The organism is Streptomyces sp. 5-10, from assembly GCF_014712245.1.
Lineage (GTDB): Bacteria > Actinomycetota > Actinomycetes > Streptomycetales > Streptomycetaceae > Streptomyces > Streptomyces violaceusniger.
Genome location: NZ_JACVYG010000045.1, coordinates 1 through 12,560, shown reverse-complemented (window position 1 = coordinate 12,560; position 12,560 = coordinate 1). Strand labels below are relative to the sequence as shown.

The 12,560-nt window shown below is 71.0% G+C and carries 9 protein-coding genes; 7 read left to right on the top strand and 2 right to left on the bottom strand.

From position 1 onward, the window contains the following. The first annotated feature begins 116 nt into the window (after positions 1–116). Positions 117–1,475 (top strand): phosphomannomutase/phosphoglucomutase, encoded by a 1,359-nt coding sequence (locus IEJ02_RS35955; RefSeq protein ID WP_191068641.1) that lies wholly within the window; start codon positions 117–119, stop codon positions 1,473–1,475. Positions 1,476–1,572: 97 nt separating this feature from the next. Here the strand turns inward: IEJ02_RS35955 and IEJ02_RS35950 are convergent, their stop codons facing one another. Continuing rightward, on the bottom strand, positions 1,573–1,956 hold the full coding sequence (locus IEJ02_RS35950; protein ID WP_191068640.1) for a winged helix-turn-helix transcriptional regulator: 384 nt from the start codon (positions 1,954–1,956) through the stop codon (positions 1,573–1,575). Between the two features lie 470 nt (positions 1,957–2,426). Here IEJ02_RS35950 and IEJ02_RS35945 point away from each other — a divergent pair, with 470 nt between their 5' ends. The 4 genes from IEJ02_RS35945 to IEJ02_RS35930 all read left to right on the top strand — a co-directional run bounded on the left by IEJ02_RS35945 (position 2,427) and on the right by IEJ02_RS35930 (position 6,352). After that, positions 2,427–2,609: a Trm112 family protein gene (locus IEJ02_RS35945; RefSeq protein ID WP_137978239.1), complete on the top strand. Its 183-nt coding sequence runs from the start codon at positions 2,427–2,429 to the stop codon at positions 2,607–2,609. A gap of 102 nt (positions 2,610–2,711) precedes the next feature. Next, on the top strand, positions 2,712–4,019 hold the full coding sequence (locus tag IEJ02_RS35940; RefSeq protein ID WP_191068639.1) for an SIS domain-containing protein: 1,308 nt from the start codon (positions 2,712–2,714) through the stop codon (positions 4,017–4,019). A 106-nt stretch (positions 4,020–4,125) separates the two neighbouring features. After that, a complete protein-coding gene (manA, locus tag IEJ02_RS35935; protein WP_191068638.1) occupies positions 4,126–5,322 on the top strand; it encodes a mannose-6-phosphate isomerase, class I in 1,197 nt (398 codons plus the stop codon). A 106-nt stretch (positions 5,323–5,428) separates the two neighbouring features. After that, positions 5,429–6,352, top strand: a complete 924-nt coding sequence (locus IEJ02_RS35930; protein WP_191068637.1) for a cation diffusion facilitator family transporter — start codon at positions 5,429–5,431, stop codon at positions 6,350–6,352. Between the two features lie 652 nt (positions 6,353–7,004). On the opposite strand, the gene IEJ02_RS35925 is transcribed toward IEJ02_RS35930, so the two are convergent. Further along, positions 7,005–9,218, bottom strand: a complete 2,214-nt coding sequence (locus IEJ02_RS35925) for a fructose-specific PTS transporter subunit EIIC (RefSeq protein ID WP_191068685.1) — start codon at positions 9,216–9,218, stop codon at positions 7,005–7,007. A gap of 546 nt (positions 9,219–9,764) precedes the next feature. Here IEJ02_RS35925 and ahcY point away from each other — a divergent pair. Together ahcY and IEJ02_RS35915 are read left to right on the top strand one after the other, a co-directional pair. Next, positions 9,765–11,222, top strand: a complete 1,458-nt coding sequence (gene ahcY, locus IEJ02_RS35920; RefSeq protein ID WP_137978235.1) for an adenosylhomocysteinase — start codon at positions 9,765–9,767, stop codon at positions 11,220–11,222. A 134-nt stretch (positions 11,223–11,356) separates the two neighbouring features. After that, on the top strand, positions 11,357–11,974 hold the full coding sequence (locus tag IEJ02_RS35915; protein ID WP_191068636.1) for a hypothetical protein: 618 nt from the start codon (positions 11,357–11,359) through the stop codon (positions 11,972–11,974). Positions 11,975–12,560 lie beyond the last annotated feature (586 nt).

The following is a 12,560-nucleotide window of genomic DNA, read 5'->3' as shown; positions in this document are numbered from 1 at the left end:
CCAGGTCCTGCGGGTAGGTTTTGAGGTCCGCAGGGACGTACGCGGAGACGTCCGCAGGGACGTACGCGAGACGTCCGTAGAGACATCTCCACCAGGACCTCCAGAAGGGGTTGGCTGTGCCCGACTTGTCGCAGATCGTGAAGGCGTACGACGTGCGCGGTGTGGTCCCGGACCAGTGGGACGAGTCGCTCGCCGAACTCTTCGGCGCCGCTTTCGCCCGGGTGACCGACGCGGACGCGATCGTCGTCGGCCATGACATGCGCCCCTCCTCGCCCGGTCTGGCGCGGGCCTTCGCGCGCGGCGCCGCCTCGCTCGGGGTGGATGTGACCGAGATCGGACTGTGCTCGACCGATCAGCTCTACTTCGCGAGCGGATATCTCAACCTGCCCGGCGCGATGTTCACCGCCAGCCACAACCCCGCGCGGTACAACGGCATCAAGATGTGCCGCGCGGGCGCCGCCCCCATCGGCCAGGACAGCGGGCTCGCCGAGATCCGCGCCCTGGTGGAGGGGTGGGCGGACAGCGGCGCGCCCGAGCTCGCCGCCCAGCCCGGCACCCTCACCCAGCGGGACGTCCTCGCCGACTACGCCGCCCACCTGCGCTCGCTGGTGGACCTGACCGCCATCCGGCCGCTGAAGGTCGTCGTGGACGCGGGCAACGGCATGGGCGGCCACACCGTCCCGACCGTCTTCGAGGGGCTCCCGCTCGAGCTCGACGCCCTCTACTTCGAGCTGGACGGCACCTTCCCCCACCACGAGGCCAACCCGCTCGACCCGAAGAACATCGTCGACCTCCAGGCGCGGGTCCGGGAGACCGGTGCCGACATCGGGCTCGCCTTCGACGGCGACGCCGACCGCTGCTTCGTCGTGGACGGGCGCGGCGAGCCGGTGTCCCCCTCCGCCATCACCGCCCTGGTCGCCTCCCGCGAGCTGGCCAAGCACCCGGGCGGGACGGTCATCCACAACTGCATCACCTCCTGGTCGGTCCCCGAGGTCGTCAAGGAGAACGGCGGCACCCCCGTCCGCACCCGCGTGGGCCACTCCTTCATCAAGGCCGAGATGGCCCGCACCGGCGCGATCTTCGGCGGCGAGCACTCGGCGCACTACTACTTCCGCGACTTCTGGAACGCCGACACCGGCATGCTGGCCGCCCTGCACGTCCTGGCCGCGCTCGGCGGCCAGAAGGGCCCGCTGTCGGACCTGGTCGCCCAGTACGACCGGTACGCGGCCTCCGGCGAGATCAACAGCACCGTCGACGACCAGGCCGGGCGCATGGAGGCCGTCAAGGCGGCGTACGAGCGCCGCGAGGGCGCCGAACTCGACGAACTCGACGGCCTTACGGTCACCACCGCCAACTGGTGGTTCAACCTGCGCCCCTCCAACACCGAGCCGCTCCTCCGCCTGAACGTCGAGGCCCGAGACCAGGAGACGGCGGCCGAGGTCCGCGACGAGGTCCTCTCCATCGTCCGCGCCTAGCCCTTACGGCGGCCGACGCGGGGCCCGTCCGCCTCCTCGGGGAGCCGGACGGGCCCCGAAGGAAGCGCACCATGGGGGGCGTGGTGCCGCGTGCCCGTCAGGCGCCGAAGCGGTCGCGCGCGTCCTCGATGTGACCGAGGTACTGGTGGGTCCAGCCGCAGATGGCGTCGACCGTGGTGCGCAGGGCCCGCCCCGGCTCGGTGAGGGTGTACTCGACCCGTGGCGGCACGGTGGGGTGCACCCTCCGGTCGACCAGGCCGTTGCGCTCCAGCATGCGCAGGTTCTGGGTGAGCATCTTGTGGCTGACGCCCTCGACCTCGTTCCGCAGCTCGCTGAAGCGCAGGGTGCGATCACCGAGCGCCTCGATGATCAGGAGCGCCCACTTGTTGGCGACGTCCGAGAAGATCTCCCGCGCCAGCGAGTCCGCGCGCCTGAGGTCCGCGTCCTCGGGCAGGCCCTTGAGCTGCTGCTTGGTCACCATAGGGTTCCCCAGTCACGGAAAGGTGCGTTCTTCCAGGTCGGCTGTCACTCTCCTACGGTTTCCGAGTAACCGCAAGAGAGCGAACCGCGGCCCGGCTTGGCCGACCTCCGGAGGGGGAAGGCCCCCGGGCGAGCGCCGCGACGTCCTTACGAGGCCCGCGGCGCCCCATCGACGTCACTACGGGCGCCGCAGGAGGTTCGCGGCGCCCTTACGGTCGTCAGCGCGCGGCCCCCCGCAGCCGCGCGCGGCCTCACGGATACGGGCGTCCGCGGCGCCTTACGGAAGCCCTCGCGCCCCTTGCGGAAGCCCTCGTGTCCTTACGGAGGCCCGCGCGCGGTACCCACAGCGTTTCCGGAGACCGGGGGAGCCCCGGGCTCCGGGTACACCGGCCGCGCCCCGCGCCCGCCCGGCGGTACGCTGACCTCGCCGGACCGATATCCGGCTGGACCCATACCCGAAGGGACGACCCCATGCCGCTCGAAGCCGGTCTTCTGGAGATCCTCGCCTGTCCGGCGTGCCACGCCCCGCTGCGCGAGGAGCAGTCCCCGGAGACCCTCGAGCTGGTGTGCACGGGCGAGGGGTGCGGTCTCGCGTACCCCGTGCGGGACGGCATCCCCGTGCTGCTCGTCGACGAGGCGCGCCGCCCGGGCTGACCCGGCGGCCCGCCCGGGGCCCCAGCCCCGCGCGGTCCCACGCGTAAGCCCCGCGCGATCCCACGCGTACCGCCCGCCACGGCGATCGGAGGCCGAAGCACGATGCTCGACGAATCCCTCCTCGACGCCCCAGAGGCCCTCGCCCGCGCCGATACCCGCGGGCTGCTGCGCGGAGCCGCCGAGGCCGGAGCCCGCGTCCGCACCGCCGCCCGGCACGCCGCCGAGGCCGGGATAGGCGACCTCAAGCCGGACGGGCGCCCGCGCGCCGTCATGGTCGCGGGCCCGGGGGCGGCCGGAAGCTGCACCGCCGACCTCCTCGGCGCGCTCAGCGGAGGCAACTGCCCGGTCAGCCTGATCATGCCCACTGGCGTGGCCCCCGCGCCGGGCGCCCTGCGCTGGACGCTGCCCGGCTGGGCGGGCCCGCTCGACCTGCTGGTCATCGCGACCCCGGACGGCACGGAACCGGGCCTTCCGCGCCTGGTCGAGCAGGCGTACCGCCGCGGCTGCGCCATCGTCTCGGTCGCCCCGGGCCAGTCCCCGCTGGCCGACGCGGTCATCCAGGCCCGCGGCCTGATGGTGCCGCTGGCCACGGCGTCGTACGGCTCGGCCCCGTACGCCACCGGCGGGTACGGCACCGACCCGTACCGTGGGGAATCGCACGCGCCCGGCGCGCCCGGCGCCGAGGACGCCGCCCTCGCCGAGGGCGCCCTCGGCGGCGCCCCCGCCATGTACGGGACGCCCTCCGCCCCGCAGCCCGTCGAGCCGCCCGGCACCGCCCCCGACGAGATGACCGGCCCCGCGCTGCCGGGCACGCTGTGGGCCCTGCTCACCCCGCTGCTCCTGCTGGTCGACCGGATCGGCCTGGTGTCCGCGCCGCCCACCGCGCTGCAGCAGGTGGCCGACCGGCTCGACCAGGTCGCCGAGCGCTGCGGCCCGGCCATCGCCACCTACACCAACCCCGCCAAGACGCTCGCGGCCGAGCTCGCCGGGGCGCTTCCGCTGCTGTGGACCGAGGGCCCGGTCGCCGCCGCGACCGGACGGCGCTTCTCGGGGCTGCTCGCGGCGCTCGCCGGGCACCCCGCGCTCGTCGCCGAGCTCCCCGGGGCGCTCGCCGCGCACGGCGCGCTGCTGACCGGGGCGTTCGCGGGCGGTGCCGACCCGGACGACTTCTTCCGCGACCGGGTGGAGGAGCCCGAGGCGCTCCGCGCCCGGATCGTGCTGCTCCACGACGAGCCGGTGGGCCCCATCTCGGCCGTGCCGACCGCCCGGGAGCTCGCGCTGGCGCACGAGACCGCGTTCAGCGAGCTGGAACCGGCCGAGGGCACCCCACTGGAGAGCGCCGCGGAACTTCTCGCCATCACCGATTTCGCCGCCGTTTACCTCACGCTCGCTTCGCCGGATAGAACTTGAGGCCGTCATAGGCCTTGAGCACGACCGTAAGGCCGTACTCAAGGCCGTGTAAGGCACGCACCACCCGCCATACCGCCCCTCACTGCACAGTCAGGAACCGCACCGCATGGACCGCCTCGTCAACACCGTGCGCCCCTACGCCTGGGGCTCCACCACCGCCATCCCGGAGCTGCTGGGCGTCCGGCCGACCGGGGAGCCGCAGGCCGAGATGTGGATGGGTGCGCACCCAGGGGCGCCGTCCCGGATCGACCGGGGCGCGGGCTCCGTCGCGCTCTCCGAGGTGATCGCCGCGGATCCGGAGGGCGAGCTCGGCGCGGACGCCGTAAGGCTCTTCGGGCCCCGGCTGCCGTACCTGCTGAAGGTGCTGGCCGCCGCCTCGCCGCTGTCGCTCCAGGTCCACCCCGACCTCGCGCAGGCCAAGGAGGGCTTCGCGGACGAGGAGGAGCGCGGCGTCCCGGCCGACGCCCCGCACCGCAACTACAAGGACGCCAACCACAAGCCCGAGCTGATATGCGCGCTCACGCCGTTCAACGGGCTGTGCGGCTTCCGCGACCCGAACGAGGCGGCCGAGCTGCTGGCCGCCCTCGAGGTCGACTCGCTCAAGCCGTACGTCGACATCCTGCACGCCCACCCGGAGTCGCACGCCCTGCGCGAGGTGCTGACCGCCGTCCTTACGGCCGACCCCGAGGCGATGGCGGAGACCGTAAGGCAGGCCGCTGCCGCCGCCGAGCGGCTCGGCGCGCGGAACGGACCGCACGCCCCGGCGTACGCGGCGTACGCCTCCATCGCCCGGCACTTCCCGGGCGACCCCGGCGTGATCGCCGCGATGCTGCTCAACTTCGTGACCCTCCAGCCCGGCGAGGCCCTCTTCCTCGGCGCCGGCGTACCGCACGCCTATCTCGACGGCCTCGGCGTCGAGATCATGGCCAACTCCGACAATGTGCTGCGCTGCGGACTCACGCCCAAGCACGTGGACGTCCCCGAGCTGCTGCGCGTCGTCCGCTTCGAGAGCGCCGCCCCCGCCGTGCTGCGGCCCGAGGCGGACCCCTCCGGCGAGGAGCTCTACACCACCCCGATCGAGGAGTTCCGGCTCTCCCGCCACGTCCTGGCCGACGGCGCCGCTCCCCGCCCGCTGCCGGCGACCGGCCCGCAGATCCTGCTGTGCGCCTCGGGCGAGGTCTCCCTGCGCGGCGCGGACGGCGAACTCCCGCTGAAGCGCGGGGAGTCCGCCTTCGTACCGGCCGGCGAGGAAGCCGCCCTGAGCGGCGACGGCACTGTGTTCAGGGCCACAGTGGCCGCCTGAGGTACGGCCCGTTCGAGGGGCTGGAACAATGGCCCGCCGTGAGGCGGTAAAGCACTGGCAAAGCCGCCATGAGCTGCCATGTAAGCGGAAGGGAAATTCGGCACATATGAGTGCATCAGGCGGAACCAAGGCGATTGTTGCCGCGCTCGGCGCGAACCTGGCCATCGCCGCAGCCAAGTTCGTGGCGTTCGCTTTCAGCGGCTCGTCGTCGATGCTCGCCGAAGGCGTGCACTCGATCGCCGACTCGGGCAACCAGGGGCTGCTGCTCCTCGGCGGGAAGAAGGCCAAGCGCGAGGCCACCCCCGAGCACCCCTTCGGCTACGGCCGCGAGCGCTACATCTATGGCTTCCTCGTCTCCATCGTGCTGTTCACCATCGGCGGTGTCTTCGCGCTGTACGAGGGCTACGAGAAGATCCAGCACCCCCATGAGCTGGAGCACTGGTACTGGCCGGTCGGGGTGCTCCTCTTCGCGATCATCGCCGAGGGCTTCTCCTTCCGTACGGCCATAAAGGAGTCCAACGAAATCCGCGGCAAGCTGAGCTGGTCCCAGTTCGTCCGCCGCGCCAAGGCCCCCGAGCTCCCCGTCGTCCTCCTGGAGGACTTCGGCGCCCTCGTCGGCCTGATCCTCGCCCTCGGCGGCGTCGGCCTCACCCTGCTGACCGGCGACGGCGTCTGGGACGGCATCGGCACCCTCTGCATCGGCATCCTGCTGGTGCTGATCGCCCTGGTGCTCGCGGCCGAGACCAAGTCGCTGCTGCTGGGCGAGGCGGCCGACGCCACGGAGGTCGCCAAGATCCGCGAAGCCGTCGTGGACGGCGACACCGTCACCAGCGTGATCCACATGCGCACCCTCCACCTCGGCCCCGAGGAACTGCTGGTCGCCGCCAAGATCGCGGTCCAGCACGACGACACGGCCGCGGAAGTCGCCCGCGCGATCGACGCCGCGGAAGCCCGCATCCGGGAAGCAGTCCCCATCGCCCGCGTCATCTACCTGGAACCCGACATCCTCCGAACCTCAACCTCCGCCTGAGCGAGCCACGGCCAGCCGGAGCCCCTGGGTGGGCTGGGGAGAGGAGTCCCCTGCCTGGCCCCGGAGCGGCCGCCAGGCAGGGGCGGAGCCTCGCATCGGGGCCAGGGCCAGAGCGTCTAAGTGGAGCCCGGGAGCGGAACCCCGAGGCCGGGCCCAGGCGTGCTCCCTGAGCCCCAGGAGCCGGGGCGGAGCACTCGGGCTGGGGCCCGGGCACAGGCCCGAGCTGGGGTCCGGTGCGGAGCACTCGGGCTGGGATACAGGGGGAGCCCCGAACCGGGGTCTGGGGCGGAATGCCCGGGCCGGGGTCCGGGCGGAGCCCCGAACCGGGGTCTGGGGCGGAGCACTCGGGCTGGGGCCCGGGCGGAGCCCCGAACCGGGGTCCGGTGCGGAGCACTCGGGCTGGTGGGGTCCAGGCGGAGCCCCGAACCGGGGTCCGGTGCGGAGCACTCGGGCTGGTGGGGTCCAGGCGGAGCCCCGAACCGGGGTCCGGTGCGGAGCACTCGGGCTGGGCCCGGGCACAGGCCCGAACCGGGGCCCGGTACGGAGTGCCTGAGCTGGGGTCCGGGGCGGAGCCCCGGTGGGGGTCCGGGGGCTTGCCCCCGGTTTCGGGAAGGGGCGGGGTGGGGGAGAAACCCACCCCCAACCCCCCGCCCTACCCAATCTCCCCAAGCACCCCCAATATCGCCCCCACATCCCCCGCCCCCAACAACCGCTCCCGAAACTCCACACCCATCAACTTCCGCGACAGCAACGCCAAAATCCGCAGATGCTCATCCCCCGCATCCGCCTCCGGCACCGCGATCATGAAGACCAACCGAGCCTTCGTCCCATCCGGCGCACCCCACTCGATCCCCTCGGGGGACCGCGCGAAACCGACGACCGGAGCGGTCACCGCGTCCGTCTTGGCGTGCGGAATAGCAATCTCCTCGCCGAGCCCGGTCGTGCCCTGGTCCTCCCGGGCAAACGCGGCCCGCACCAGCTCCGCCGTATCCGCGACCTTGCCGGTCACGGCCAGCAGCTCAGCCATCTCACGGATCGCGGCGTCCTTACCGTCAGCCGCCAACCGCTCCTTCACGGTCTGCTCAGTGAGATACCCGGACAGCACCTGACCCGCAGGAACGGCCTCGACCTCGCCGGTCTCGGCCGCCACCCCCTGAGGAGCGACCGCCTTACGGGCACCCGCGGCCCCACCCGCGGCCCCACCCGCAGCCTCACCCGCGGCCCCACTCGCCTCCCCGGCACGGCCACCGCCGCCCACCTCGGCAAGGACGGGCTCACCCACGACCGACGGCGCCCCGGAGTCACCACCCTCAGCACCCACAACACCGGCGCCACCCACAACCCCGGCGCCACCCGCGGTCGCGGCCCCACCCGCGGTCGCGCTGGCACCCACAGCACCCCCACCCACCGACATCAACGCAATCGTCACCAACGCCGTCACCGCCGTACCCACCACCACCGCGACAAAGAACATCGGCACCCCACCAACCGCACCGAGCACCGCCACAATCGGCCCCCCATGCGGCACGTTGTCCTCGACCGACGCCACCCCGGCTATCGCCCCGGCGACCGCACCGCCCACCATGTTCGCCGGAATGACCCGCGCGGGACGCGCCGCCGCGAACGGAATCGCGCCCTCCGTGATGCCGAAGAAGCCCATGAAGAGCGCCGCGAGCCCGGTCTCCCGCTCCTGGTCGTCGAACATCCGGCGACGCAGCAGCGTGGCCAGCCCCTGGCCCAGCGGCGGCACCGGAATGGCCGCCGCACACGCCCCCATGACCTCGGGGTTCTTGGACACCAGCCCGGCACCGAAAAGGAACGCCGTCTTATTGACGGGCCCACCCATGTCGAACGCGATCATCAGCCCGAGAATGATGCCGAGCACCGCCGCACTCGTGCCGGTCAGCCCGCCGAGCCAGTCGGTGAGCTGCTCGAAGACCCAGGAGATCGGCTCGCCGAGGACATAGATGAAGAAGAGGCCGAGCGCCGAGGTCGCCACGATCGGGATCACAATGATCGGCATGATCGGCTGGACGAACTTCGGGACCTTGACCCGCTTGATCCACAGCACCAGATAACCGGCCAGGAAGCCGGTGACGATCGCCCCGATGAAGCCGGCGCCCGCCTCGCTGTCGTACAGCTCGCCGTGCGCCGCGATCCAGCCGCCCACCATGCCGGGCACCAACGCGGGCCGGTCCGCGATGGCGTAGGCGATATAGCCGGACAGGGCCGGGATCATCAGCTCGAAGCCGACGCTCCCGATGTCGTTGACCGTCTTCCAGAAGGAGTCGTCGGGGATGACGATGCCCTTGGAGGTCGTATCACCGCCCAGGGCGAGCGAGACGGCGATCAGCAGTCCGCCGACCACCACGAACGGGATCATGTACGAGACACCGTTCATGAGCGCCTTATAGGTGACGCTGCGCCCCTTACTGCCGCCACCGCCACCACCCCCGGAAGCCGCCGCCCCCGAGGCACCACCGCGCCCGGCACCAGAGCCGTCGCCCTCGTACACCGGCGCGTCCAGCACCTGCTCGATCAGCCGCTGCGGCCGGTGAATGCCATCGGCGACCCCGACGACAAGCACTCTCTTACCGACGAAACGACTGCGGTCGACGTCTTTGTCGGCGGCGATGATGATGCCGTCAGCCTGACTGACATCGTTGTCAGACAGTACGTTCTCGGCCCCGATCGAGCCTTGGGTCTCCACCTTCATGCTGTGGCCGAGCGACTCCGCCGCCTGGGCCAGCTTCTCAGCAGCCATATAGGTATGGGCGATACCCGTGGGACATGCTGTCACCGCGAGCAGCTTGAGCCCTGGTCCGCTGGCCCCCGCACCGTTGGGGGGATCGGCTGGACTGGTCACGTGGTTCTCCTTAACGCGTTGAGCGGGCGCGGGAAGCTGCCAGCGTCCCCGCGCTCGCGGCATCGTGCAATACATCCGGCCGGGATCTAAGCGACGGGCTGAACCCCCGACTCCGGAAACGACGCGACCACCGGCCCCCGAGCGACGCGACCGCCGACCCCGAAGCGACATGCCCGCGCGCCCTCGAACGACGCGACCACCGGCCCCGAAGCAGCGCGGCCGACGCCCTCGGAGAAGCACACCCGTCGCCCCCGGAGCTGCGCACCCGTCGCCCCTGGTCATAGCCGTACGGCCGAAGATGACCGATGGGGGCTGGGGTTCGCTCCGCCGATCGGTGTAGATTCGTGACCGAGCCAGACGTCGCTGCTGATGGCGGTCGGGCGGTCCGCACCCCGGACCGGCCGAGGGAGAGAGGGCCTCCGACGGACTGCGCACTGTGAGGTAGAAGGGGACAGGTGTGTCCGCTCTCGCGGGGGCCTGCCCAACGCCTCGCATGCCCAGCCGAACCACTCTCGCTCGCAACACGATCGAGGAGGAGCAGCACTCATGACGACAGCCGTCTCCGGTCAGGACTTCAAGGTCGCGGACCTCTCCCTGGCTGCCTTCGGCCGTAAGGAGATCACCCTCGCCGAGCATGAGATGCCCGGCCTGATGGCGATCCGTAAGGAGTACGCCGAGCAGCAGCCGCTGGCCGGCGCCCGTATCACCGGCTCCCTGCACATGACGGTGCAGACCGCCGTGCTGATCGAGACCCTGGCCGCCCTCGGCGCCCAGGTCCGGTGGGCCTCCTGCAACATCTTCTCCACTCAGGACCACGCCGCGGCCGCGGTCGCAGTCGGCCCCGAGGGCACCCCGGAGAACCCGCAGGGCATCCCGGTCTTCGCCTGGAAGGGCGAGACCCTGGAGGAGTACTGGTGGTGCACGGAGCAGGCCCTGACCTGGCCCGGCACCCCCACCGGCGGGCCCAACATGATCCTGGACGACGGTGGCGACGCCACCCTCCTCGTCCACAAGGGCGTCGAGTACGAGAAGGCCGGTGCCGCCCCTGACGTCGCCACCGCCGAGAACGACGAGCACCGCGTCATCCTCGAGCTGCTGAACCGCACCATCGCGGAGAGCCCGCAGAAGTGGACGCAGCTGGCCTCCGAGATCCGCGGGGTCACCGAGGAGACCACCACCGGCGTTCACCGCCTCTACGAGATGCAGCGGGACGGCACGCTGCTCTTCCCGGCGATCAACGTGAACGACGCGGTCACCAAGTCCAAGTTCGACAACAAGTACGGCTGCCGCCACTCCCTGGTCGACGGCATCAACCGCGCCACCGACGTGCTGATCGGCGGCAAGGTCGCGGTCGTCTGCGGCTACGGCGACGTCGGTAAGGGCTGCGCCGAGTCGCTGCGCGGCCAGGGCGCCCGGGTGATCATCACCGAGATCGACCCGATCTGCGCGCTCCAGGCCGCGATGGACGGCTACCAGGTCGCCACCCTGGAGGACGTGGTGGAGACCGCCGACATCTTCATCACCACGACCGGCAACAAGGACATCATCCTGGCCTCGGACATGGCCAAGATGAAGCACCAGGCGATCGTCGGAAACATCGGCCACTTCGACAACGAGATCGACATGGCCGGGCTCGCCGCCCTCCCGGGCATCGTGAAGGACGAGGTCAAGCCGCAGGTCCACACCTGGACCTTCCCCGACGGCAAGAAGATCATCGTGCTCTCCGAGGGCCGCCTGCTGAACCTCGGCAACGCGACCGGTCACCCGTCGTTCGTGATGTCCAACTCCTTCGCGAACCAGACCATCGCCCAGATCGAGCTCTTCACCAAGCCCGAGTCGTACCCGACCGACGTCTATGTGCTCCCCAAGCACCTGGACGAGAAGGTCGCCCGCCTCCACCTGGACGCGCTCGGGGCGAAGCTGACCACGCTCCGGCCCGAGCAGGCCGCCTACATCGGCGTCCCGGTCGAGGGCCCGTACAAGCCCGACCACTACCGCTACTGATCGCATCCGCTGATCGCACCGGCGCCGTCGACTCACACCGTCGGCGGCCGCTGACCCGGCCCCGCCCCGGCGGGGTCCCAGGGCCCGTCCGCGCCATCCGGCCGGGCGGGCCCGACGCTCGTCAAGGACCTCACATGCCCCGCGGCCGCTACTCCCTCCACGACCCGCACGATCACACGCCCCTGGGCGAGGAGCACTTCCAGTGCGCTCCCGGTCCCAGCGGTTGGCGCTACGTCGCCCAGCGGACCTCACCCTCCGGCGATCACACCGGGTCCGTGGACCTCACCCTCGACGAGCTCGGCCGCCCGCTGAGGGTGGAGCTGCACGCGTCGAGCTGGCAGGTCAGGGGCGCCGCCCTGGAGGGGGTCACCTGGGTCCGCACGGACCCCACGGGGGAGCACGCGACCGAGGGCAATGTCCGCGCCCACTCCTTCACCGGCGCCTCCCCGGCCTTCCTGGTCGCCGTCTCCCGGCTACTGCGCCTGGAACCGGGCGCCGGAGCCGTCCGCGTCCGCCTTGTGGCCTTCACCGATCCGGTCCTCGCGCCCCTCACCCTCGATCAGTCCTGGGCACTTCTCGGCAGAACCGGTCACGCGACCGACACCGAGCCACTCGTTGTGGACGAGTACCAGGTCAGCGAGCTGGACACCGGAGAGGTCCGGACGGTCCATATCGCCGGCGACGTGGTGCTCGCCGCCCCCGGCATCGAGCTGGAGCACCTGGAGAGTCCACCGTCGTCCTTCGCGGCCTGACGAGCACACCACCCCCTGACCTGCGGCGTTGTGAAACTTCCGGGAACCTGTTGACCCAAGGAGCCCCGGTGCGTACGTTTGAAGGTCGCGGCGAACGGAGTACACAGGCGCTCCGGCCGGACCGTACAAAGAATCTTGCCCGGAGTCCTTGACCAGGGTCGCCCGGGGAGGTAGGTTTAAACGGTTGTGGTGAGCAGAGTCTGCCCACCCCCAAGCGCATCTGAACCGCTCCGCAGACGGATGGAAATCCAAAACGGAGCACCTTTTGACACCCGCAGGCATCACGCGAAGCCGATTAGGTTCGGCGGATGATCGTCTGCTAAAGTCGAAAACACGCCGAAAGGCAAGGCCCCTCCAACGGCCACCGGAAACGGAATTCGGATCGGAAACGACCGGAAATCGGATCTGGTAAGGTTGGAAACACCGAAGGGAAGCGCCCGGAGAAACCGGTGAAACGGTTTCGAAGGAAGCGTCCGTTCCTTGAGAACTCAACAGCGTGCCAAAAGTCAACGCCAGATATGTTGATACCCCGTCCATGGTATTGGACGAGGTTCCTTTGAAGAAACACAACAGCGAGGACGCTGTG

What these genes read in the sequence shown, in the direction of transcription:
- IEJ02_RS35915 (WP_191068636.1), top strand. Translation starts at nt 11,357, where the DNA reads ATGCCCCGCGGCCGCTACTCCCTCCACGACCCGCACGATCACACGCCC.
- IEJ02_RS35930 (WP_191068637.1), top strand. Translation starts at nt 5,429, where the DNA reads ATGAGTGCATCAGGCGGAACCAAGGCGATTGTTGCCGCGCTCGGCGCG.
- manA (WP_191068638.1), top strand. Translation starts at nt 4,126, where the DNA reads ATGGACCGCCTCGTCAACACCGTGCGCCCCTACGCCTGGGGCTCCACC.
- IEJ02_RS35945 (WP_137978239.1), top strand. Translation starts at nt 2,427, where the DNA reads ATGCCGCTCGAAGCCGGTCTTCTGGAGATCCTCGCCTGTCCGGCGTGC.
- ahcY (WP_137978235.1), top strand. Translation starts at nt 9,765, where the DNA reads ATGACGACAGCCGTCTCCGGTCAGGACTTCAAGGTCGCGGACCTCTCC.
- IEJ02_RS35950 (WP_191068640.1), bottom strand. Translation starts at nt 1,956, where the DNA reads ATGGTGACCAAGCAGCAGCTCAAGGGCCTGCCCGAGGACGCGGACCTC.
- IEJ02_RS35940 (WP_191068639.1), top strand. Translation starts at nt 2,712, where the DNA reads ATGCTCGACGAATCCCTCCTCGACGCCCCAGAGGCCCTCGCCCGCGCC.